The sequence below is a fragment of the Sedimentibacter sp. LTW-03 genome, from assembly GCF_052059825.1.
GTDB lineage: Bacteria > Bacillota > Clostridia > Tissierellales > Sedimentibacteraceae > Sedimentibacter.
Map to the genome: position 1 here is coordinate 2,876,751 of NZ_CP197180.1, position 25,934 is coordinate 2,902,684.

Consider the following 25,934-nt stretch of genomic DNA (forward strand, 5'->3'; position numbering starts at 1 on the left):
TAATGTAGATTAATGTTAAAAGTATTATATGAAATGAGTGATGTTGTCATGATTGATATAAATGTAATCAATACGTCCGTCGCGATAGTCGGGGGAGTTATAGGTATAGTTGTAAGCGTAATGACAGGATATTCTTATATAAAGAAAGGTACATTTGATTTATTCAGTAGTGCTAAAATTCAAAAATATAAAATTCCGGAGTATAAATATATTGTTTTGAAGCATAAAATGATAAGTATGCTTTTTATACCGTCTACTTCAATTTTACTCTGGACCTTAATATGTAATCTTATCTGGGACAAAGTTTCTAATTTTCTAATTATAGAATGGTATATTATATTTTCTATAGCGGTATTTGTATTTCAAGATAGCAAAAAGTATTTTATTTTAAAAAAATTAAGAGAAATATGCAAATACATAAATCAAGATTGTGCAAATAAGATTTTACTAGGAGAAGATAGCAAAAATATTAAATTTAGTATTATAATGTTTAATTTTTTGATTATGATGCCGATTGGTATTATATTTTCGGACAATTTATATATTAGACTAATTTTTTTATTTGAGGTTTTACTCTATACAATATTAATAATCGTAATAACATTTCAATATACACTTTATAAAAATAAATATTATATTATTCCAAATACAACAATAAAATTAGATTATAAAAAAATGAGCAATTGTTATTGCAATATTTATATAAAAGATTCATACGGTTTTAAAATTGAAAATGATGTTATAATTATTTTTTATCCAGGGGACATAGGGACTTATATTATACCTCAGAAGCATTTGATTAGCGTACAAGTAGGTTATAAAGTAATAAATACAAAAGAGAAGGTAGACATATAAATTAATTTCTAAAAGCTATAATACATAGTTGTTTTGCCAATAAAAAATAAATATATTTTGATATAAGATGCTAATAGAAATAGAAGCATCTTTTTTTATGCTCAAAGGAGGTAGATAAATGCAGATAATAAATAATATTAGACTGATTAAACACAGTGCTAAAGTTGCTGTTCTTTCATGCGCCTTGGCGTATAAATTTAAGTTGTCTATTGGTCAGTGTAAAAATTTGTTTATTGCTGGGCTATTCCATGATATAGGAAAAATAAAGCTAGATCAGAGCATACTGAATAAAAAAGAAAAATTGACATTCGAAGAATTTGAGTATATAAAGCAGCATGTAGTTTTGGGTGTGGAATTGCTACGCAAGTATAAAATTCCTGAAAGAATAATTGTAATCATAGAGCAACACCATGAGCTAGAAGATGGGTCAGGCTATCCTAATGGGTTAGAAAAAAGTGAAATTTGTATTGAAGCAAAAATACTTAGAAGCGCAGACATTTATGATGCTTTGACTTCAAACAGATCTTATAGAAAAAGGTACACCAGACATCAGGCAATAGAGATAATGACAAGAGAAAATAACATCTTCACAGACATATCAAATTAAATAGCAAATATTGTAAAAATATAGAAATTGTATTATAATGAGAGGTGAAACCGATGGATACAAATACGCATTATAGCAATAATGCGTAACTCAAATGATATGTTATAAGCACCATAATACACAGTTTGAAAAGTGACAGCTTGATACTATTAAGAAACTAAATTGAGAAAAGCTTTTTTACATAATACGCTCAAGCAAAAAATGTAAAATTCATGAGGTGAAGTATGAACTTAAATTATAGAGGAAGTGGAATAGTAGTTTATAATCAAAATGAATACCAATGTGATCTTTATATCGATGAAAATCAAGGCGGAATTCTAATTAAAATTAGCGTAAATAAATCCTTAGCTAGCTTTTTAGAATTACCATTTAGTATTGAGTTTTTAAGCGGAGAACTTAACACAGGATATAAATTCTCATTAGTGAATTGCGCTAGAAATAAAATAGAAAATTTAATATCAGAAGGAAAAAGTGTTTATACTTATCTTTCTCAGTATATGTTTAAAGGTGTTGGTGGAAAAGGCTGCAATTGCGTCAAATTATATAAAGTGGTTTTTGAACTGTCGAATATTATTGAATGGGGAAATATATCAGGGTATGCTGTGGGTGAAAATTATGAACTTTTGCAAAATGATGACATAGCAAGAACCCTATTTGAGAATGAGAAAATTAGTGTGAAATATGTTGTGGATAGCAAGATGTTGCCAGTCCATTTTACTGAGGTTTTAAAAGAAGAAATTATCTTAAAGCAAAGTGGTAATATAGAAATTTCTTTTAAGAAAGATGAATCAATTGAAGAATTTGAAGACATCTTCATAAGAACCAAACGATTAATAGAACTGTCCACATTAAAAAATATACATTTAAATAAATTAACAGGGTGGTCTGCAGATAATTATACTGTGTATGGTGAAAAAAGATTTGATATAGCAATTGACATTATTAGTTGTGATTTAAAGAAAAATGAGGAAACCAGAGAAAATAGGCAAAATGCATGGAAGTCAATCGCACTTTCCGAGCTAATCGCAAATAATAGTTTCGTAAATTATTTCTCCAAATATGAACTTCTTGAACCAGTTGTTGATTTATATTTAGAAATATTAAAATCAACAGAAATGTCTGTCATTAGAATATTTCTAAATGTTGTACAAGCTTTGGAAACATATCATTCACGTTTTATAACCAATAATATTGAAGAATTTAAAAAAAGGATAAAGTTAGTAATTTTGAAAAAACGACCAGAAGGATTTGTACAAGGCGACACGGCATTTCTTATGGCAAACTCTCACAAATTTATCACTTTAGAAAGTAGATTAGCGGATTTATTACTAGCAAAATTTGAAGTATATTTTGATACAGGAGATATTGAGCATCTGGATTTTCCGAATGTAATTGCAAAAACAAGAAATTATTATATACACTATGATGAAGGAATAAAAGCAAACGGAAGAGTATTAACTGAAGAAGAAATATCTATATATAATAGGACTTTGTTATATATGCTTGAATATTACCTTTTGTTAGAACTTGGATTTTCAGATACTATACGAATTAAAGAAAAGTTAAATGAAAGATGGGGAAATGTTTCTCAAACATTGTCTTTAATTAAAAAGTCAAAAGAAATTGAAAAATTGAGTGAAGATATTCCAAGATCATCTAACTTGAGTGAAACAAACTAAAGTTTGTGTGGTTGATCTTAAGCCTATTCTCTACAAAACCAAATTGCCCATTATGGTTATAATTTGGAAAGCACATCATAGCAATTATGGGAAAGTAGTTCTTGGAGTTGATGATATTATGAAAATAAAGATAAAAAGATTCGGATTACTATATAATCCCGGAAAAGAGAAACGGATCAAAAATAGAATAACAAAGCATATTATTCTATTCCTCTGTTTATTTATCGTGATTGCAGCATTATTAGCCGTTGGGTTCGAGATATTGATGCGGAATCATATTGTCTGTTTGGCTATCAACGATACGATTGATTCTACATGGATTGGCTCGTTGGCCTCGTATTGGGGAGGAATTATTGGCGGAGCAATTTCTGGAGTGTTTGCATTTTTTGGAGTTTTTTTTACAATCAGATATTATAAAGAATCTGATGAGCAGAAAGAAAAGGCCGCAATCCAGCCATTTTTACTTGTGACTGTGGGAGCTAATAAAGATATTGCAAGTGGATTTGAGCTCGGCCCAAAATCTGATGAAAAGAAAGCCACAAAAAAGATCAAAGTCACTATAAAGAATATTGGAAATGGATTTGCCAAGACATTGGTTGTTCATACAGGATTTAATTTTGGAGGAATGGCCTACAATAAGGTGATTTCAGTGAGCGAGGCAGAATACCTTTTATTCATGGCAGATCCGAATGATTTGGCGAAGGGATTGTGTTTTGGAATTCAGTATATAGACGCAATGAGAAATGAATATATACAGGAGTATATGATAATAGAAAATCACGGACACATTGATATTGAATGTGGATATCCGGGATTTCTCGAGCAGAGATAAATAGTGGTGATTGCGACAATAGATTTTGATAATTCTTTAGTATCAACTACCCATTATGTTTATAACAACTTTATTTTAAAAAATTTATATTTTACGAGGTAATTAATAATGAATGAAAATTCAATAGAGTATTGTGGATTGGTATGTAGCTTTTGCTCTATAGAGGGGAAATGTAGTTGCAAATCTGGTAACCATTGTGGAAAAAGATTATCTCCAGAGGGTTGTTATCAGTATAATTGCTGTACGACAAAAGGAATCAACGGATGCTGGGAATGTTCTGATTTCCCTTGCGGAAAAGATATGCTTGCAAAAGACAAAATTAAAATGAGAGCTTTTGTAAGGTGCATAAAAGAAGATGGCATTCTAAAGTTCATTAGTTACTTAGAGCAGAACCAAAAAGATGGAATTGTGTATCATAGATCAGGTATTATAGGTGATTATGATTTGTCAAATGAAGATGAAGTAATACAATTACTCAGGCAAACAAAATGATATTGCAAAACTTATATAGTTGCATTTACAAAGCATACGGGTGATTTTTTTCAAATAAAAACCGTTATGACAGTAAAATACAAGATGTTTTAGTTGTATTTGAAAATCCATTTAAAAAGTAATTCTAAGATTTATGAATGAGGTAGTACGTTATTTATATAGTGTACTGCCATTTTTTTAAGAAAAGGAGGTAGGCTTCTTGAAAATAATTAATTAATTTGCTGTGAGTCCTTTTCCTGACATGGTTGTATATTGGGCAGAAAATATGTAGATAACTTGCATAATAAAATGCCTGCATACTGAAAGAAAAATGCTTGTAACCATTGAAAAATCAATAAAAATCTCAAAATAGCGCTTGAAAAAATATAGAAAATATGGTAAAATATATATATGAATAGGTAGTAGCAGGGTACGGCTGACCCATCTCAATGAAAGGAGGCAAAACTCTTTCAAAAGGTGGTGATGCCTGATGTTATCTGTATATGAAACTTTAACACTGATGATTGCATTTGCAATGTTGGTTGCGATAATCATAAAAGATAGCCAAAAAAAGTAATTACCCTGCTGACACAGAGTAATTACGGCTTAAATTAAGTTGTATTTTACAGGTCAGCCGAATTCGGCTGACTGCCTATTCATATCTTATGTATATTGTAACTCATTTATACTTAAAAATCAATAGCAAATACAAATATTAGCTATATTTGAATCACAAAGTTACTTATAAACATTTTAGTAAAAATACAGATAAATTAGGAGGGCAGGGAATGAAAAAAATAATTACGATACTTACAGTAATACTTGTTTTGTTTTCTTTTTCAGTATGCTATGCATCACAAAAGAGCTTCACAGATGTAAAAGAAACGGACTGGTACTATAATACACTTGCAAGCATAGTTGAGAAAGAAATAATAGACGGCTATCCTGACGGAACATTTAAACCGCAGAACAATATTACAAAAGCTGAATTTACAAAAGTTATTATAGCCGCACTTAAAATTGAAATTGTTGAAGGAAATCCATTTGTTGATGTTAACGAACATTGGGCTAAGAATATAGTCAATACAGCAGTAGAAAATCAAATAATAGACAGACTTGAGTATGGAGATACTTTCAATCCCGATAAGAACATTACGAGAATTGAAATGGCAAAGATGGTTGTAAAAGCTCTAGGAATGGATGCCGAAGCTAAGAACAAGGCTGGTGAAATGACATTATTTTCAGATGATTCGGCTATTTCAGATGAGGACAAAGGATATGTTGTAATAGCTGCTGAAAATGAAGTTATTCGTGGCTACGAAGATATGACTTTTAGACCTGAGGGACAGGCTACCAGAGCAGAGGCATCACAAATGCTGATTAATATGCTGATGGTTATAGAAAGTCAGGAAGAAGAGCCAGATAATGTTGTTGATAGAGTTAATGAGGCTTTGCAGGATAGGGATTTTGAAGTGAAGTTGCCTAAAGGAATGGAATCTGCTGCTAAGCATGAAGACCCGGAGACATATGAAGAGTTGATTGAGAATATTGAGACTTTAAAGGTTTATCCGTATACTACTAAAAAAAGTGATAATTGGGAATTAATTTCACTTAGCCAATTCGTAAGTAACCCTAATGAAGATCAAGCCACTGTAAATGTTATTGGGGTTATAAAAATGAAATTGCCAAATTATAAATTAGATATAGTTGATTTTAATTTTGGAGAAGTGACTTATAATTGCATATATAGTGATGAATTGACTTCAGACGGTTTTTCAACTGGTGTTTTAATTAAAGATGGAGAGATTATTGAAAGGGTGTCTCATGTAAGAGATCATTATACTGTAGGACTTAAAGAAAAAGAAAGTATATATAAAGCAGATTATATTGCATTTACAAGACATACTGGTGATTTTTTTTCAAATAAAAACCGTTATGACAGTAAAATTCAAGATGTTTTAGTAGTGTTTGAAAACCCATTTAAAAAGTAACTGAAATCAAAAGGTAGGGCAGTGTGCTATATATAGTATACTGCCTTCTTTTAAGAAAAGGAGGTATTTGCTTGAAGAAGAGCTTCGATAGATTAATAGCCTTAATACTGCTAGTATTTATGCTTTTCCCAACTATGACCAGTTATAATGCCTATGCAGCAAGTCCTTTTCCGGACATGGTTGGTCATTGGGCGGAAAGATATGTAAATGATTTATATTATGCAGGTGTTGTAATTGGAGACCAGAACGGTAACTTTCGACCGGATGAATATATCACTGTAGGTGATGCCGCAACAATGCTAGACAAGTATTATTTTAACGGGTTTGACAGAGATGATACGTATCCTATCTATTGGGATGGGCATTTAGAAATGCTTGATCAAATGGGGGTGTTGTCTCCAAGTGATTATGATTCGGTTTCTTCTAATCTAACAAGATTGGTAGCTGTTTTGCTAGTAATAAATTCAATAGATGATCCCGACATGACTGGTATGAATGTTCCAACTAAATTTACTGATGACGGAGCAATAGACCCTAAGTATAAAAAGCATGTAAATTTTGCTACTGAAAACGGTGTTCTTGATGGTTATGAAGATGGAAGTTTTATGCCAAGGAAACCAATAACCAGAGCAGAGTTAGCAAAAATATTGTTTACGGTAAAAGATGATTACAGACTTAAAGAAGAAGGCTCTGGAGGTTTAGAGCCGGAAGTACACGCAAATTTAGAAATGGATTTACCTAACTATGTAACTTGGAATTATAAGCAATTTGAGAACGGTAATTCTGTGGAATTAGATGTTGACTTGGACGCATCAGGTTCAACTTCAAATTTGCCTGTTGAAAATTACAATTATAAAATTTTGGTTGATGGAAATAAAGTTGTCGATATGGATAGGTCAAGAGATACCTATGGCACGTATGTTGAGGTTTCTCCGGATGATATAAGAAGTGATAGAGTTAAAATCACTGCTTCAGTAACGGTCGAGGATGAAACAGGTTTAACCGATATGGCCATCGTAGATGATTATGTTGAAGCTGAGGTAATCAATGAACCACCGGAAGCATATTTTACACATTCAAACAATAATTATGTGACGCTGCCGGTGACTTTGACAAATCAATCTTCAGACCCGGAAGATGATATGGCTCATGTGAGCTGGACAATTAAAAATGATAAAAAGGAATTAATTTTCTATTCAGATACAGATTTAAACTCAGGAGATACAGAACAGGATTATACACAATCATATTTTAGCAGTGTAAACTTTAATGAAGATGGCGGCAAGCTTATATTCACGGAAGAAGGTTATTATACTGTTGAAATTCATGTAATAGATAATGGCTGCGGTTACGGGCAAGAGGAGGACAGTTATTCCAAGAAGATATATGTTAATTTTGAACCACAGCCACCAACAGCAGATTTTAATATGTATGAGTTCGGATATCCAAATGAAAGTGTACCTATTAAAGATAAATCTACCGATCCAAACAATGACATAGTTACATGGACATGGACTAAACCGACTATTAATAAAGACGATGGAACGCCGGCAGCCGTTTCCGGAAATTTAAGCGGTAAAAACGGCGGAAGCTTAACCTTTAGCAAAGAAGGTACGTATGATGTTTCGTTGAGTGTAAAGGACTACACTAATTTAACCGATAGTATAACTAAATATATAAAGATAATACCGCCCGTGCCTGTTGCACGAATAACGGCCGAAGGTGCAATAAAGAAAAACAGGAAAGTAACCTTGCACATGAGGGATAGTTTAAGTCCCAGGACAGACCAAATACAGACAAGCAGGAATATATGGAAGATAACGCCGTTGGATGGACAAAATCCTGCAAGCATTAAGATTGATCTGGACACTTCGAATCTTGAAGAAAAAAATATAGTGTTTAAGGAAACCGGACGATATGAAGTATATCTAAAGGTTCATAATAATTTCTCTGATGCCAACCCTCTGCATCCTAATATCGCTGCAAGTGAAATAACAGAAATTATAACTGTTACAGAGGACTTGGAGCCAATATCTGAATTCACCGTAGGCGGAGCAACACCGAATTTTACTGATAATCCGCTTAAGACAACAGTTGATATCAGGCAAAACGCACGGTCGATAGATGATGATATTATTTCAAAATATAAATACGTTATATATCGTGATATAGATGAGGACGGAGACTTTTCTGACGAGGCGGTATATGGGACATACGACGTGGGAGATACAGCCACTGAAGTATTCTTCCAGCAGGGAGTCAGCGGAGCATTTAAGGCTGATTTAGAGGTTACTGAGGAGTTTGGACAACCTACTATTGAAAAGTTTGTTACGGTCGCAGACAGGAGAAAACACTTGTCAAGCCAAACATTTCATGTTAACTGGATTCCGGATATTTCTTTTGACCTTCCAGAGTGGGCATATACAGATGATACGCTCAATATTTCTACATTGCTGAAGGATGAAGAAATCAGCACCCTGGATGTTGCATGGACGATAAAGAGAGCTGATGAAACAGATACGTCCGTCATGAATGATGATGATATTTCTGCAAGGACGGATAATGCTTTAAATAATAATGGCGGCATTATAAGGTTTAAGGACAGCGGATATTATACGTTGACCGCAACGGTTACAGACGAGATAGGACAAAACTATTCATACAGTGAAGATATAAGGGTATATCCACTTCCAACAGCAATAATCAAGGATGCAATGCATTTCCGTGAAGTTTTCCAAACAAAAGAAAATAGAAAGTACCAGCTGAACGGAAACAGCAGTTATGCTAACGACTACTATAGTGCCGAGTTGCACAGCATAGACCATAGTAAGGACTATTGGGAAATTGTACCTTTGGACGGACAAAATGCTGATGTAATAAAAGTTGCCAACGGAACTGGATCATTACCGAATGACATTGTGAGTACGTTAAAATATCAGAAATCTAACAATGAATTTGAAGAAGATTTATTGTTTAAACTTAAAGGTAAATACATGGTAAGATATCAAGTAACAAATTCTTACGGTAAAAAATCGCCTATGGCCGAACAAATAATAACTGTTGCAGAAGATACAGCTCCTATCATATCTTTTGATGTAATAGAAAAAACCTATCGTGATGTAGACGATAGTAAAAGAGCTGAATTAGTGACATATAACATATCTTCAGTTTCTGATGACCATGATGTTATAACACAAGCGTTGCACACTTTAAAATATAGATTTGATTCAGACAATGACGGAAATTTTAATGATGAAACATGGAAGAGTCCTTTATCGATTGATTTTACAAACAAGAAAGCTACAGTTAAGGCTTCTCATGTCGGAAAGTATCAATTCCAACTATATGTTAAAGATACTTATGGACAAGACACGATAAGCCAATTTATATCTAGCTCTGATATAAGATATAGTATTGTAACAAAAACTATAGAGATAGACAACATGGCGCCTACGATTGATTTTTCTGTTACGCCATCAAATAAAGTTGATATAGTATTTACGGTAGGGCAAGTAGAGAGTTCCAAGATTAACGAGCTTAGCGCCAAAATAAATAACTATGTTAAGGCTTACTTAGAGGCTAATAATGCGGATTATATTGATACTGAAATTGAAACAATTGAAACAAGTACAATATCATCGAATGACGCAGATGCAGCTGCTGTGTTTAACAACTGGACTCGTTATGGTACAAATTCTAATACATGGAGCTATAACTCAAGCAAAGGGATTATAAGCAGGGATGATAATTCATATTGGTCAGGATTTTATGATCCGACATTCGATAGTAGTAACTATACATTTGAAGTAGAGCTTGGAACATCTGGAGGCGATAACGATGATATCGGAGTTTCATTCGGCATTGATGGTACACCTACAGGGCATTTAGCATTCTTGATTTCTCAGCAGGGATTAGTGTGGAAAGGAGATAGTTATACTACTAAGGTTCATGGGCATCCTTCTGGGCTATATCAATATAATGGTAGTAAAATTAAAGGTGTTTCACGACCAACAGCAGATGTAAGTTATGTTAGAAATAGTTGGCATAGTTTAAAAGCTGTCGTGAAAGGAAAAAACATTAAAATATGGTGGGATAATGTTCAAGTTATAGATTATACTCATACAAGTGAAATTAAAGGCAGTTTCGGATTTTTTACAAATTCGCAGCCGGAAGGAAGGTTTAGAAATTTAACCGTTACTTCTGGATCAGTTAAAACATTAGATGAAGTATTGAAAGAACCAACATGGAGAAGTGACTCTACAAAATTTGTAATAAATATTTCTGATGTAAATTTACCTGAATTAGAAAAAACATCTGACAAGTATTCTGTAGTATTATCTAGAATGCTAAATGATGAACTGTACTTCGCAGAGTTTGGAACGAGTACAAACAAATCACAGACTGAGAATTTCATAAAGGATAATGATAATAAAGGGACTTTTATTTATAACAACAGTCCTAACATGGATAAAGCTCTACAGAATTTAGCGGTATGGATATTGAATGTAGTTAGGAATCAAGCTAGACCAATGACGAGGTATATACTTCTTAATGAAGAAGTAAATTATAAAACTTTCTACGAAGATTATGAGGACGACCCTCAAAACAGTAGTGAAAATTGGAGATATGTTCATGACTATGATTACTTTACAAACGACTTAGGCATTGCTAGTTATAGCGGATTATGGTTATCTGCTCCAAAAACTTCATTTGATAAGGTTGGGTTATTTACTACTGAAGTTCAAACTAAGGATAATCCTGTAGGAACAGAAACAAGGTTTGATGAATATAAAAAGACTTCCACAATGAAAAATGGAGCATTAAATATATATGTGCATAGAAAGCCAATAGCACAGTTTTCACCGACTATAACACCTATTAAAGCTGTAACTACTGCATATCATACAGAAAGTGAGATAGATTTTTCTGGTGAGGGGGATACATATGCACAATGGACGCCATCGTATACAGCTCCATCAGGATCAACTATAGTATCAATAGAATTTAAAACACCACGGGCTGATGATGATTATTGGTATAATGAGGGAGAACTTTATATAGAAGGTTATAAAAATGGAACTTGGACAGAACTAAAAAATTATGATAGTAAGTCTCGGACATCCGATCCAATTCAAGACACAATAAATGTTGCAGGACAAGGTTACACGCAAGTAAGAGCATACTTTAGAATGAGAGATTCTAGTGATTCTGCAAGGGGAAACCCAGGAGATAGTTTTTTTAAAGTTGGATATACATCAGTTGATACTTCCGGTTTTAATATAAGCTTTATGGATACTTCTTATGACCTAGATCACATGAATAGAGGTGATAAAGGGCTTGTCGCATGGGAATGGTATTGGAAAAAAGTTGGCGATGCAAGTTGGACACCAGGGATACTTACAGGCGGAGTGAGTACGAAAGATTACTTAGTAAAACTAAGGGTAAGAGATATGGACGGGGAAAATAAGTTAGGTGCTTGGTCCGATGATACGGTCGTTTTAATAACAAGTAAAGCAATGCCGCCAATTGCTCAATTCGTTTTGTCTCACAGTCTTATTGCTCAAGGAGCAACTTTGGGTATAACAGATACATCGTATGATCCAAACGGCGATGATATAGATAAATGGGAGTGGAAACTATATAAAGAAGGTGCTTTACTTGGAACATATACAGCGGCCAATTCACAGACTTCAATAAATAACAAAATTAAAAATTCTGGGATAGGAGATTTCAGAATCACACTGCAGGTTAATGATACTTCAGGTTCATGGGGAGATCCGTTAGCTACATCAGAGATATATACCCAGAACTTTAAGGTTGCACCGGTAAACCATGTTCCTTCAGCTGACTTCAATCTGGTTAGCGGTGAAAGTCCTGTATGGACATTCCCGAAAATAGTTGGAGATAGGATATATAAATACAGACCTTCTTCAGGATTTTTCCATGAAGAGATGACTAAATTCAATGTTTCAGCAAGCGATACAAATACTGATAATTTAGGCTTTACATATGAATGGACATTTGAAAATTACAAGGCTTCTGATATAAGCGGAATAAACGGAAATCCTTCATCTGTAGTACACTATGCTTCAAAGCAACCTTTTGCTAACAGCTTTAAAAATCAGGGACTTGACTGGGGAGCTTATAAAATTACTCTTAAGGTAACAGATAATCCTCCTATACCTCCTTACGGAATAAATTCACAGTTGTCAGTATATGTAACAAAGAATTTTTATATAATTCCGGATATAAGCATAGCGGGAGATTTTGAAAGTGAAAATTCTGAAATTCTTGTCGGTGATACCATTAAGGTAAAAGCAACAACAAACAGGGAAGTAACAGGTGTTGCAGCAACACTTGATTCCGCAACTGTGAATTTAATTAAGAGTTCCACGTCCGGAGAAACAGTTTACTGGGAAGGAAATATTACAATTCCGGACACAATAATTGAAAGCGGAAAGTATAATATAAACTTTAAGGCACAAACAAATTACGGAGGAAAAGGAAATGTAACAAGAGAAGCTACAACATCAGTTCCGATAAATATAATAGCATTGAAGCTGATTGACTTCAGGATAACCAACATAGTAAATCATCCATATATTACATTCCCTTACACTAAAGATATGCTGATTAGTAAAATGATTCCCTACAAAACGGGGTATTATGTGACATTCCAGATTGATTCAAAGGGAAGTCCGGATTCCGTAGCTGCTAATATTTATTTAGAAAACATTTTAAAGGAAACGGTAAATCTTACAAAAGTTTCTTCTAGTGCAGGAACGGAAACATGGGAAGGAAAGTTTTATACCAACGCAAGAGAGCATGAAGATAATATTATTAAAATTTTTTTGTGGGGGAAGAAAGGCTCAATTGTTTATGACTACAATGATAAAGAAAGCTGGAATGGCAGGAGCTTAATTATAAAAGGTTCAGCCTTCCAGGATGGCAGAGTTAATTTAACAAATTAGAAGGTTTAATTAGTGCTATACCCATTTGTTTACATATAGACAATTATTTGTTAGAATAGTTATGTGCAAATTAATGGAGGCTTTGTGAATACAATAAATTTATTTAATTTTGAAAGCCAAGTTATCGGTAGTGAGACATTAACAAACGTACTATTATTTGGTACAATAATATTTGGTTTTTTCAAAATAATAGATTTCTTTTTTATTCTTAATGCAAATACAGTTATAGGTAAGTATAATTCAGATAAAAAAATAAATTTGTGTTGATAAGCTATATTATATGTGTTCAATATGCATTTTTTTCTATTCAATTTAAATTTTTAAAATATCCAATTAAAATAAAACAAATTTGATATTTTATACTGATAGAATAGAATTTATAATTAGGACAAACCATTATTATAAATATAATTATACGGAAAAAATATATATTAATGAGCAGATAAAAAGTGATAAAGAAAATATAGTTGTTATGAACGATAACGGATGTAAAATTAGAACAATAAAGCGTTACTGGATAGAAGAAATAAATATTTTTAGAAGGGATGGCTTTATTAGAAAAAGTATTGAAAGACTGGATTGGCTATTAATATATTGATGTGTATGAAAGATTTGAATTTTAGAAAGGTATATTGGACAGCTAAAGTGTGTAACGAGAGAATTTTTTTGATAATAGGAGGAAAATGTGAGTAACTTATCTAAAAAAAAGCGAAATGAAATGATTAGTTTTATTGAAAAATTAAGAGAGGAGCATACAGATGATGCTTCAGTGATTGCTCTAAATGAAATAGAATCTTTTATCACAGAAAAAAGATACGGATTAGTGTGGGAAGAGCATGCAGAACGAGTTGACGAAGAAATGACTCATAATATTCCTGTATTTAGGGAAATTGAATGTAAAAAAATAAAAGCAGTAGGCAATAATGATTTTAATTTTTTATTGGAAGGAGATAATCTTCATTCACTAAAGTTGTTAGAAAAGACACATAAAAATAGTATAGATCTCTTGTACATAGATCCACCATATAATACAGGAAATAAGGACTTTTTTTATGACGATGATTATGTAGAAAAAGATGACGGGTTCAAACATTCAAAGTGGTTATCATTCATGAGTGAAAGGCTATTAATAGCAAGAAGGTTATTAAGCGATGAGGGAGTAGTATTTATTTCTATAGGAGATGATGAGTTATGTAATTTAAAAATTTTGTGTGATGAGATATTCGGTGAGTCGAATTTTATTAATATTATTTCTGTTAATATGAAGAATATTGCTGGTGCGAGTGGCGGTGGAGAAGATAAAAAATTTAAGAAAAATCTTGAATATTTAGTAATCTATGCGAAGGACTACTCTTTTTTACCACTATTTAATAATAGTTATAATTACATAGAATTGTATTCGCTAATAGAGCAAATGAGAGAAGAGGATAGAAGTTGGAAATACACAAGTGTTTTGGTGGATGCAGGTCAAAAAGTATACATAGGTTCTACAGTTGATGGCTCAGGCGGAGAGATTAAAATATATTCAAGGAAAAACCCACAGTTTATATCTGTAAAAAAGATTGCAGAAAAAGATGGAATTACTGAACAAGAAGCATATTATAAATATTACAAGAAAATATTTAGGACAACTATGCCACAAAGTTCAATAAGGCCTCGAGTGATGGAAAAAGTTAAGGAGATTGGTTCGGAAGGTGATTTTTATTCTATTGTATATGTTCCTGTTTCAGGTAAAAACAAAGGTAAGTTATATGAACAATTCTATAAAGGGGATAAGTTTAATTTATTAGCATGGTTAGACGATGTTGTAGAGAAAAAAGAAGGGGCTATATATAAAAAGGAATTAAATGGGACTTATTGGAATCATGTAGCAGGTACAAAAAATTTGACTAAAGAGGGTAAAGTACAATTTCCTAATGGTAAAAAACCCTTATCTTTATTAGAACAAGTCATTTCATTGTATCCAAGTAAGGATATAACTGTATTAGACTTTTTTGCAGGTTCTGGTACTACAGGACATGCTATAATTAAGTTGAACAAAGATGATGGCGGGAATCGTAAATATATATTATGTACAAATAATGAAAATAATATATGCGAGGAAGTAACTTATCAGCGTTTGTGTAATATTCAAGATGAGTTGCCGCACAATTTGAAATATTTTAAAACTGACTTTATACCAAAATTTCCGGAAGATGAAGAAATTGTTTCAGATAGATTACTCTTGTATATAAAAGAAATGGTTGAGTTAGAACATATGATAGAAGTTGATAGTGAGAATAACATAATTGTTCTGACAGAAGATGAGATGGAAAAGTTGTTTGCAGGTAAGATAAAGGATGGTGCATTTATATATATTCCTTCATATATTCTTGTATCCAGAGATCAACAAAGTATTATAGATAAGTTAAACTTAACTATAGTATATATACCTGATTACTACTTTGCAGATGAATTAAGGGAGGTTGGTGAGATATGATAGATATTAATTTATTTGAATTTCAAGAAGATACGGTAAGTTATTTAACAGAGAAAACTACGGATTCAAATTCAAAGAAAAAAATAATAGTTAAGAGTTGTACCGGAAGTGGAAAAACAATTGTTTTGGTTGCCTTCATTGAACAGTTTCTTGTTAATGCAGACTCTGAAATGATATTTTGCTGGTTTACCCCTGGTAAGGGAGATTTAGAAGTTCAGTCAATGAATAAAATGGAAGAGTATATTCCTAATGCTAAAACTGGAAATATACTAGATGTTTTGCTTCAAGGATTTCAGCCGGGATATACATATTTCATAAACTGGGAAATGATTACTAATAAAAAGAATAACGCCTTAAAGGACACCGAAAGAAAAAACTTATTTAATCGTATTGCAGAAGCTCATAGACAAAATAGAAAGTTCATAGTTATCGTAGATGAAGAACATCTAAATGATACTGCAAAGGCTAATGATATACTTGATGCACTTGATCATGAAAAGGAAATAAGGGTATCAGCTACTACAAGAAAAATTCCAACAGCCGAATTTTATGAGATACCAGAGGTAGAGGTTATTAATTCCGGGCTAATAACAAGAGCTTTATATATTAATGAAGGAATAGACGTTACAGCTATGGAAAGTTTGGACAAAGAGTCTGCTTTCCTGATTGAAATGGCTGATAAAAAAAGAAAGGAAATTGCAAAGGCATACGCTGACAAAAAGGAAGATATAAGGCCGTTGATTATAGTGCAATTTCCTAATACTAGTGATCGTTTGATAAGAAATGTTGAAAATAATCTTGCATATATGGGATATAATTATGATAATCGAATGGTAGCAAAATGGCTTGATAATTCTAAAATAAACATAACTGAAATAACAGAAGATAATGCTGCACCTATATTTTTATTAATGAAACAAGCGATTGCCACTGGGTGGGATTGTCCTAGGGCAAAGGTATTGGTAAAGTTAAGAGAAAGTATGTCTGAAAACTTTGAAATACAGACGTTAGGCAGGTTGCGAAGAATGCCAAGGGCAAAGCATTACGGAATAGATATATTGGATTTCTGTTATCTTTATACGTTTGATGAAAGGTATAAAGAAACCGTATTGAGTTCCGGAAATGCCTATGAGGTTAGGAGATTGTTCCTCAAGGATAAGTGTAAGACTTTTTCATTACCAAAAGAAGTCAGAAATCGGGACTATGAGTATGTAAATGAAAAAGAAGTCCTTGACAAAGCCTATAATTTTTTTATAGACAAGTATAAATTGTCTAAAGATAAAGAAAAGAACAAGGATATATTTATAAATAACGGGTTTGTAATTGGTACAGAGGTTTTTAATAAGTATAGGGCAGGGAAATTTCAAAAGTTAGCGGATTTAGCAAAAAATAGCATAGGAGAATATCATACTATTAGTTATCAAGTTAGTACTCATGATCATGGTATAGATTGCCTGCATTCTGTGGACATGATAAAGAAAACGATAGGTTTGCCATCAAATAAAACAAGGGCGATATTGCAACACTTGTTCCATGCTAAGATTAATAGCAGAAAAAAACTCTTGAGGTTAAGTAATAGGGAGTGGTATGCCTTTATGATTAATAATGCATACCAAATTAGAAACGATTTTACAGAATTAGCATCTAAGCCAAATGAAAAACAAATGCAATTTCTTGTAAAAAAAGAAGAGACATTTAAATTGCCAATGGAAGATTTTTATCGATATTTGCCCTATGAAAGAAACGTAGAAGAGTTATTATCTAATGCATACAAAGAGTATGATACTTCGATGGTTGTGGAAGGTATCAGATCAAAATCAGAGAGGCTTTTTGAATATTACTGTGAAAATAATGATGACATTGATTGGGTTTATAAAAATGGGGATACAGGTCAACAATATTTATCAATTGTTTATGGAACAAATATAAGCAAGGAGTATCTTTTCTATCCGGACTATATTATAAAGAAAAAGAATGGCAATATATGGATAATAGAAACCAAAGGGGGAGAACTTAAGGGTAAAAGTAAGAACATAGATAAGCAGATTGCAAATAAGTTCATAGCTTTTAAAGACTATGCAGAGAGAAATAGTATTAACTGGGGTTTTGTAAGGGATAAGAATGATAGGCTTTATATCAATAATACTAAATACTCAGAAAATATGGATGATATCAATTGGGTGAAGTTAGCCGATAAGTTTTAGAAATGCTACTATTAAATAAATATTTCAGTTGTAAGTATTAATAGTTTAAATATGAATTAGCGTAGGTTTTGCATAAGGGTAATTGATAATGATAGATTAATCACATTCACTAATTATATCGCATTTTATTTTACTGTTTTGATATAACAGTACTATTTGGTTTTTAAATTCTGTAGTAAAAGTACGACGTTGTTTTCTGTTTTTTGATTCTGGCATGGTCATGATTTTTGTTTATTATAGCCGATCCATAAAGATGCTATTATAAATTATACAATAACTAAAAAAGAAAGTTAAGTTTAAAAATAAAACCTGGCAAGTGAGTCAGGTTTTTTATTTGGAGGGTATATGATAGATAGAATGTTTACAATTATAGTGGTAATAATTATTGCTATATCGGTTGTTTCAATAAATGCAAGACTGGAAATTATCCAAAGCAAACTTGAATCAGATATATTAAATGTAAGAATATTAGAAAGAGCACAAGTTTTAGAGGAATTAGATTTTTCTTACAAAGACATATTAAAAAATGTAAGTGATAAATATCGAATCACAAATGATGAATTGAAAGATTTGCTAATGGAAGGAGTTGAATAATTGCAAAACATAATATACATATCAACAATTCTATTGCTAATAAAAATAGCATATATAGACTACAAACAAAAAATAATTCCTGACAGATTGAACTTAATTGTTGGCTTGTTGGGAATTTTTAATTTAATATTGAACTACAAAAACTGTAAAATATACATTGCTTCAGCAGCAATTACTTTTGCAGTTTTTTTATTTCTTGCCATCATTACTAATGGTGGCATCGGAGGAGGTGATATAAAACTTTTTACGGGATTGGGCCTTATATTCGGTCTGGGAATTTTAGAAGTAATAACTGTAACATTTACACTGGCAGCTATTATTTCTATAATGGCTGGACTGAAAAGAAATAATAATATAGCTTTGGGACCGTATATATGTGCCGGAGTTTTATTTGTTATAGTTAAAAATCTTTATATATCCTAAGAGGAGAAAAATATGTTTTACGTAGAAGATATAAAAGAATTTCATTTGGATGAAGGAGTCAAGTACATAGTAAAAGATTCGATAAGATGCAGGTCATATATATGCAAACTTGTTTTTCAAGCTGACTTTATATTTTTATTTCAAATTATTGATAAGAATGTTTGTGACAATAAGATTTGCATTTCAAAAATTGATTATTTATTAAATCGAAAGCTGATTGAGATTAAAGCATGTAAAATAATGCTTTCTGAAAGAAAAATAAGTGTTTAATTTTTCTCCGGGAAGCATGATGATAAGGCAGATTGCTCTAAAGAAAAACTGTCTAAAGAAAATTTGGAGCTATCAAAAGAACATGTTGAGTTGAAAATAATTCAGAACAATATTAAAGAAAAGCAGTCTGACATTATTAGTATTCTTAATCAGGACAAATCGGAGAAAAATCAGGCTTTTGAAAAAATGACGGACAAGCAAAGAGAATTAAATGAAAATGTAAGCAAATTACAGTTATTCATTGATGACTGGCAAAGACAGTCACTAATTATAGATAGGCTTGAGAAGAGCAATGAGCAGATTAAGGAACTAAATGAAGAGTTAAGAGAGGAAAACATTGAGCTGAAGGAACAGCTAAGAAAAATTAGAAATAAAAACCGGGGATATGAAAGGTAAATTAATATGAAATTAGGAACTGAAAGGCGAGGACGTCTTTCTTTTTTTCTTTCAGAAAGCATCAATTCTTAAAACTCCGTTTTAAGAATAGCAAGCAGTGGAAATGGCTATCCATTTCCGGTTTTTTAGGGGATGCCCCTAATACCCCTGCGGAAGCAGAAATTAAAATTGAATTAAACTGGTGGTGATAAATTGGCAAAAAACAGAAAAAGAAAGAATGTGTTTTTTATTAGAACCACAGATGACGAACATAAAATAATAATGGAAAAAGTGAAAGCATCACATATGAACATAAACAGATATTTTATAAATGCTGCAATAAAAAAAGAAATTATTATTTATGACTTCGAAAGCGTATTTGAGTTGTCTGCGCAGATTAGCAGAATCGGTAACAACATAAATCAAATTGCAAAAAAATTGAATCAGGGAGGAAGAATAAGCGAAGCTGAAATAAGCTATCTTTATTCATCCCTTGAAAATATAAATAATGTGTTAATGAATATATATAGTGATGTTCTTGAAAGTGGAGAATAAGAGTATGGCATATGTAAAAAGGCTGACAATCAAAGCAACATTGTATAAAGCTCTAAAGTACATAGTAAATCCGGATAAAACAAATGAAAAAATTTTAATCAGTTCAAATAAGTGTAGTCAGAATGAAAAAGTTGCAATAAAGGAAATGAGGACTCTTAAAAAGGTTCATGAAAAAGAGGATGGAATACAAGGGTTTCATTTTATTCAGAGCTTTAAAAAAGGAGAAGTATCAGAAGAGGAAGCTCATCAAATAGGAAAGGAATGGACTGCAAAATTTCTTGACGATAATTTTCAGTACATACTTAGCACACATACCGACAGGGATCATATTCATAATCATATTGTAATTAATTCGGTTGGACTTAACGGTAAAAAATATAACAGCTGTGTAAATGAAAGAGAAGACATAAGGAGATATTCCGATCTTGTTTGTCTGGAACATGGTCTCAGCATTATTGAAAGAAAAGGAAAAGTTAAATATTGTTCATATAAGGAATGGCTTGAAAGTAAAAATAATACTTCATGGAAAGATATTGTACGTGAAGATATAGATTTTATTATTTCTTCTTCAGGGAGCTTTGAAGAATTTATTCAAAAAATGAAATCGGAAGGCTACTATATTAAGCACGGAAGCAATGTAAAATATATGACCTTCAAAAAATCAGGAATGAAGAAAGCCGTTAGAGGAAAAACTCTGGGAGAAGATTATTCAGAAGAAGCTATCAAAGAAAGAATAAAGTATAAGGAATTTAATATTAGCCGCCTGAATACAAAAAGCTTCAGAAGATATAAAATTAGTCAAAGAACTTTTGAGTATCATGTTGGGAAACTTATTTATAAGTCTGAGTACGTTAATACGAATGTCAGACTTATTATTTTGTTATTCAGATCTATTTTTAGAAATAACCAAAATAATTACGAAAAAAATATCAGCTCTGTCAAGTACACATATGCACAGAAAAAAATTATTGCAGGTATCAGAGATTTGACATCAAGCTTAAATCTTTTAGATAAATACAATATAAAAACAAGGGGTGATGTAAAAAATACAATACAAGAATTAGAAGACAGAATTTCAGCTGAAGATTTAATTTTGTCAAAGTTGAATGACTTGCACGTTAAATCTGCTGCGGTTATGACGGAAATAGAATTATATCAGAAATATGAAAAATATTATCATGAATATAATAATTCTATTTTAAAATCAGCATACAGAAAAAAACATGAATATGAGATCAGCAAGTATGAAAGTTGTAAAGAAAGACTACTGAAATTTGGCCTAAAAGAATCAGAATTTAAATCCTTTAAAGCAAAACATGAAAATATAATTATTAGAATGGAGGCGGTACAGGAGGAAAAGGAAAATATATATCAGGAACTATATGGCATAAACAAGCTAAACAGTTACTTGGATCATGAAAACAGAAAACAAATATGTAGGGAAGTTAGCTTAGAAAAAGATTCGGATAGTAAATCAGAAAAGGAGAGATAAAATTATGAGTGAAAAAAATGCTGAAGATAAAATGTTAAAAAATATTGATGAAGCGGAAGCTGCCGTTTACAGTCAAATATTTGGGTTGTTTGATAATGGCAATGGAGATTTTGTTAAAATTAAGCTTGATGAAAAAGCTAAGGAAATTGATAATTCCAAACCAAAGAAAAAAAGAAAAGCCAAATCAGGGAATACAAAATCGAAAGCAAAGGATGAAATAAGCAGGATAATTCAGGAGATTTCTGAAAAAGAAATAATTAGTATGGTTTTGACAGTAAAAATCAGCGGTATCAGCATGGAATATGTAAATGATCCCAAAGCCGGTGATAAATATATGGACAAGGATGCTCAGATAGAAAAGATTAAGGAAGCGGTTAAGGGCTTCAAGAATGTAGTTGTTGTTCATTCGGAAGAAGAGCTTAATAAGCTTCAGGAAGACTATAAAATAAAGATGGAAAAAACAAAAGCTTCCCGAGAGGAAAAGACTGAAACTAAATCTTCTACCAATAAGGCTATACCAAAAGATGATATTAATGAAACTGAAGACAGGGCAAATGTATATATCAGAATATCCGAAACAGACTACAACTCAATTAAGGCTGATCTGGAAAAAGAAAATATAATAATGTTTACAAAAACTGCCGCTGAAACCAGAGAAGACAAGGCAGGCATTAACCTTGTTATAAAGCCGGGAGATGTAGAGCAGGTTAAAAGTTTGTTGAGTAAAAATGATATTAAAGTTTTACAGGAAGTGGAAGGTAATGTTGATTGGGATAATATTAAGGACAATTCTCGCAAATATGAAAATATAACTGAAGAGCAGCTTAAACAGTTTCAGGGTAAGAATAAGGATAAATATGATTATATTGCTTTCAAGAAAGACAATATATATACCGTATTTGCGGACAAGCAATCAGACATAGAAATTGCTGCTCCGGAAAAGAAGACACGAAGTCAGCTTGAAGAGACGATTAAAAATCATAGAAATAATGAAACACTGGCTAATAAAAATGAGACACAAAATAAATTAAAGGGCGATAAGGAGGAAGCAAGATAATGAATACAGGAGGAGATACAGCCAGCATTTTAATGGCATTCAGTGCAGAAGTGGGAAAGGAAGGCCTTAAAGGCGGTGTAGAGCTGCTTAAGTTTTTATTGTCTAATTATCTCAGCAAAAAGAAAAATCTTAATCCCGGCGAAATAAATATGAAAAGGATGCTTGAAAGCGGAGAAAGCATAATAACCATGGATTTAAATGCAAAGGACGCTGAGGCTTTTGCTTCCATGGCAAAGGGCTCAGGTATTACATTTGCTTTTTTCCAAAAAGGAGAGGATATGCATACAATAGCATATCTTGAGAGGGAAGCTCAGCTTGTTAATAAGCTTCTTGATATTATAAAGCAGGGTAAGGCAAAAGAAATCAATGATGTCGACAAGCTAATTAATGAGTACAAGGTAGGGGCTGACAGAACCTACATTGTTGATAAAGATAACCCTGATAATTACATTCAGGTTGATGCTAAAGGAATAGACAAGGTATATGTTGTTGATAAAAGCAATCCCAATAATAATATAAAAATAACGGAAGATTTAAAAGAAAAGACTATTGAAGCGGAGATAACCTTAGACGGTAAGGCTAAGACGGTAAAAGGCAGGGATGATGTTAAAACTGAGCTGATTGCCAGTGCCGGAAAGTTTAAGAATCCGGATCTTGTTAAAGATGAAGAGGAAATAGAAAAACTTAAGAAATCTTACAGCAAGGATGATGGGAAAAAAACGGTGGAGCAGATGGAACAGCAAATAAAGGAGGTCAGAAAAAATATGCCGAAGCAGCAAAAAAAGCAAAAAAGCAAGCTTAAAGAAAGGAGAGAAAGGTAATTGCTTACGGAGCAGGAAAAAAGGAAGAGAAAGATACGGCAGAATGTTATTTTGTTTACTGTATTGTATATTTTGTTTAGCTATTGCGTTATTCACATTGGAGCGGTTTTAAGCGGTTACGACAACCTGATTGATAATATTAAAAATCTGGATAAGGATGTAGCCCAACACATAAAATCAGCTGCCATTTTTATTCCGGAATATGAACAGATGAAGCTTTGGATGTTTTCATCTGTTTTTTATTGGGCTGTTGTCGCATTGATTCTATTGGATTTACATAAAAAGTATATGTTTGGTAAGGAGCATGGTACTGCAAGGTGGGCGGAAAAAAATGAGATAGAAAAGCTCAAGGATAAGCGTGAAAGTAAAAATATTATTCTTACTCAGACTGAAATGCTTAGTATAGACACTAGAATGACGAGAAAGAATCTGAATGTTTTGATAACAGGCGGTGCAGGTACAGGAAAAACAAGAGGATTTGCAAAGCCAAATTTATTACAGGCCAATACAAGTTTTGTAATAACAGATCCAAAGGGAGAACTTCTCAGAGATTCAGGCAGATCTCTTATAGAAGCAGGATACAAGTTAAAAGTGTTTAACCTTATAGAGATGGATTATAGCAGCTGCTATAATCCGTTTCCTTATATAAGAAAAGAAAGCGATGTAATGAAGGTTGTAAATACTCTTATAAAAAACACTAATCCCAAGGGTTATACGGGAGGGACAGATCCTTTCTGGGAAAAATCTGAAATAGCACTGCTACAAGCTATTTTCTTTTTTATATGGTATGAGGTGAGATATTCCGAACAGAATTTCAGCACTGTAATGTGGATGCTCAGATGTGCAGATGTAAAGGAGGATGATGAAGCATACATAAGTGATTTGGATATTCTTTTTAATGAACTTAAGGATAGAAATCCAAATCATATTGCAATACGCCAATATACAATATTTAAACAGGGTGCAGGAAAAACAGCCAAGTCAATACTTATATCAGTAGGTGTAAGATTGTCGCCATTTAATATTGATGCTGTTTCTAATCTTACATCAAAAGATGAGCTGCAGCTTGACAAGATAGGTGATGAGAAAACAGCTTTGTTTGTTGTTATCTCCGATTCGGATACTACATTTAATTTTCTGGCTGCAATGATGTATTCGCAGCTGTTTGACAGCCTGTATTATACAGCGGATTTTAAAAATAAGGGCAGGCTAAAGAACCATGTAAGATGTATACTTGATGAATTTGCAAATATAGGTTACATACCTGAGTTTGACAAGCTTATTGCCACAATGAGAAGCAGGGAAATAAGCTGTTCAATTATACTTCAGAACATGGCACAGCTTGAAACTATGTATAAGGATAGCTGGAAAACTATTGTAGGAAACTGCGATTCCTTTTTGTTCCTGGGAAGTAAAGAGCAAAGCACTTTGGAATATGTAAGCAAGCAGCTTGGAAAAGAGACAATTGACACAAGGAATATAAACCGCAATAAAGGAAGGCAGGGAAGTTCGTCATATAATTACGGGATTCATGGCCGTGAGTTAATGACACCGGATGAAATAGGAAGGATGCCTGACAGCGATTGTATTCTTATGATAAGGGGAATATTTCCTTTTTATTCTAAAAAATATACTCTTGAACAACATCCCAGGTACAAGTTTCTTTATGACAGCAGTGATGATAACTATTTTGACTATCGTGATGCAAAGAAGTTTTGCCATGAACAGCAGGCAGAAGGTGAAAGGGAGAAAATTATGGAGAGATACAGCATGGATAATTTTAACCTTGATATTGATCAAGTAGAAAGACTATATAAATCATTGTCTGATGAACAGCCTGAGCCGCCTGTTAATAATATTAAAATTTTAAACCTTTATGAAGAGGAACTTTTAAGCATGGAAGGTGAAAAAATACACAATGACGGAGGAGTAAAATGATTAATAAATTTAATAATGCAATGGAAAAGGTAAGAAGAGGAATATTATTTGGCATGACCGCTGCTTTAACCTGTATAAGTGCGTATGCCGATGAAGACAAAAATAAAGGAGAGACAGAGTTTAATAATGTATTGGATTGGATTCTTGTCTGGATTGGAAGAGCAGGAATAGTGCTTACAGTATGGGGAGCGGTTCAGATAGCTCTTTCGGTTTCAAACGAAGATGCTACTCAACGAAGAAATGGAATATTACAGTTAATTTCTGGCCTTATGGTAATGGCAATTGGATATGGTGCAAAATCAATAATAGGTTACTAAAAG

20 protein-coding genes are annotated in these 25,934 nt (G+C 32.5%); all 20 read left to right on the plus strand.

Annotation, left to right across the window (positions count from 1 at the left end; translation table 11 throughout):
• Window positions 1-12 precede the first annotated feature (12 nt).
• The 20 genes from ACS3UD_RS14080 (at window position 13) to ACS3UD_RS14175 (ending at window position 25,931) form a co-directional block, all read left to right on the plus strand.
• A complete protein-coding gene (locus ACS3UD_RS14080) occupies window positions 13-855 on the plus strand; it encodes a hypothetical protein (protein ID WP_440977651.1) in 843 nt (280 codons plus the stop codon).
• 118 nt (window positions 856-973) lie between these two features.
• Window positions 974-1,462 carry an HD-GYP domain-containing protein gene (locus ACS3UD_RS14085; protein WP_440977652.1) on the plus strand — a complete coding sequence of 163 codons (489 nt, stop codon included), beginning with the start codon at window positions 974-976 and terminating at the stop codon, window positions 1,460-1,462.
• 224 nt (window positions 1,463-1,686) lie between these two features.
• Window positions 1,687-3,141 carry a HEPN domain-containing protein gene (locus tag ACS3UD_RS14090; protein ID WP_440977653.1) on the plus strand — a complete coding sequence of 485 codons (1,455 nt, stop codon included), beginning with the start codon at window positions 1,687-1,689 and terminating at the stop codon, window positions 3,139-3,141.
• A gap of 118 nt (window positions 3,142-3,259) precedes the next feature.
• Window positions 3,260-3,973, plus strand: coding sequence for a hypothetical protein (locus tag ACS3UD_RS14095; protein ID WP_440977654.1), 714 nt, complete (start codon window positions 3,260-3,262; stop codon window positions 3,971-3,973).
• 108 nt (window positions 3,974-4,081) lie between these two features.
• Window positions 4,082-4,465, plus strand: a complete 384-nt coding sequence (locus ACS3UD_RS14100) for a DUF3795 domain-containing protein (RefSeq protein ID WP_440977655.1) — start codon at window positions 4,082-4,084, stop codon at window positions 4,463-4,465.
• Window positions 4,466-4,934: 469 nt separating this feature from the next.
• Window positions 4,935-5,021, plus strand: coding sequence for a putative holin-like toxin (locus tag ACS3UD_RS14105; protein ID WP_440977769.1), 87 nt, complete (start codon window positions 4,935-4,937; stop codon window positions 5,019-5,021).
• Between the two features lie 211 nt (window positions 5,022-5,232).
• A complete protein-coding gene (locus ACS3UD_RS14110) occupies window positions 5,233-6,435 on the plus strand; it encodes an S-layer homology domain-containing protein (protein WP_440977656.1) in 1,203 nt (400 codons plus the stop codon).
• Between the two features lie 71 nt (window positions 6,436-6,506).
• A complete protein-coding gene (locus ACS3UD_RS14115; RefSeq protein ID WP_440977657.1) occupies window positions 6,507-13,406 on the plus strand; it encodes an S-layer homology domain-containing protein in 6,900 nt (2,299 codons plus the stop codon).
• 685 nt (window positions 13,407-14,091) lie between these two features.
• The gene (locus ACS3UD_RS14120; RefSeq protein ID WP_440977658.1) at window positions 14,092-15,885 is read left to right on the plus strand and encodes a site-specific DNA-methyltransferase; all 1,794 of its coding nucleotides are present in this window, start codon (window positions 14,092-14,094) and stop codon (window positions 15,883-15,885) included.
• Window positions 15,882-18,089: a DEAD/DEAH box helicase gene (locus ACS3UD_RS14125; RefSeq protein ID WP_440977659.1), complete on the plus strand. Its 2,208-nt coding sequence runs from the start codon at window positions 15,882-15,884 to the stop codon at window positions 18,087-18,089. Before ACS3UD_RS14120 ends, ACS3UD_RS14125 begins: the two co-directional genes overlap by 4 nt.
• 345 nt (window positions 18,090-18,434) lie before the next feature.
• Window positions 18,435-18,683, plus strand: coding sequence for a hypothetical protein (locus ACS3UD_RS14130; RefSeq protein WP_440977660.1), 249 nt, complete (start codon window positions 18,435-18,437; stop codon window positions 18,681-18,683).
• Window positions 18,684-19,106, plus strand: coding sequence for a prepilin peptidase (locus ACS3UD_RS14135; RefSeq protein WP_440977661.1), 423 nt, complete (start codon window positions 18,684-18,686; stop codon window positions 19,104-19,106).
• A 12-nt stretch (window positions 19,107-19,118) separates the two neighbouring features.
• Window positions 19,119-19,376, plus strand: a complete 258-nt coding sequence (locus ACS3UD_RS14140) for a hypothetical protein (RefSeq protein WP_440977662.1) — start codon at window positions 19,119-19,121, stop codon at window positions 19,374-19,376.
• 63 nt (window positions 19,377-19,439) lie between these two features.
• Entirely contained in the window at window positions 19,440-19,772 is a 333-nt protein-coding gene (locus ACS3UD_RS14145; protein ID WP_440977663.1) for a hypothetical protein, read from the plus strand.
• A 192-nt stretch (window positions 19,773-19,964) separates the two neighbouring features.
• Entirely contained in the window at window positions 19,965-20,306 is a 342-nt protein-coding gene (locus tag ACS3UD_RS14150) for a plasmid mobilization protein (RefSeq protein ID WP_440977664.1), read from the plus strand.
• A 4-nt stretch (window positions 20,307-20,310) separates the two neighbouring features.
• Complete coding sequence (locus ACS3UD_RS14155; protein ID WP_440977665.1) at window positions 20,311-21,798, plus strand: relaxase/mobilization nuclease domain-containing protein; 1,488 nt, start codon at window positions 20,311-20,313, stop codon at window positions 21,796-21,798.
• 4 nt (window positions 21,799-21,802) lie between these two features.
• Window positions 21,803-22,855 carry a hypothetical protein gene (locus ACS3UD_RS14160; RefSeq protein WP_440977666.1) on the plus strand — a complete coding sequence of 351 codons (1,053 nt, stop codon included), beginning with the start codon at window positions 21,803-21,805 and terminating at the stop codon, window positions 22,853-22,855.
• Window positions 22,855-23,676: a hypothetical protein gene (locus ACS3UD_RS14165; RefSeq protein WP_440977667.1), complete on the plus strand. Its 822-nt coding sequence runs from the start codon at window positions 22,855-22,857 to the stop codon at window positions 23,674-23,676. The genes ACS3UD_RS14160 and ACS3UD_RS14165 overlap by 1 nt, the downstream gene beginning before the upstream one ends.
• The gene (locus tag ACS3UD_RS14170) at window positions 23,677-25,614 is read left to right on the plus strand and encodes a VirD4-like conjugal transfer protein, CD1115 family (RefSeq protein ID WP_440977668.1); all 1,938 of its coding nucleotides are present in this window, start codon (window positions 23,677-23,679) and stop codon (window positions 25,612-25,614) included.
• Window positions 25,611-25,931, plus strand: coding sequence for a hypothetical protein (locus ACS3UD_RS14175; RefSeq protein WP_440977669.1), 321 nt, complete (start codon window positions 25,611-25,613; stop codon window positions 25,929-25,931). The genes ACS3UD_RS14170 and ACS3UD_RS14175 overlap by 4 nt, the downstream gene beginning before the upstream one ends.
• Window positions 25,932-25,934 lie beyond the last annotated feature (3 nt).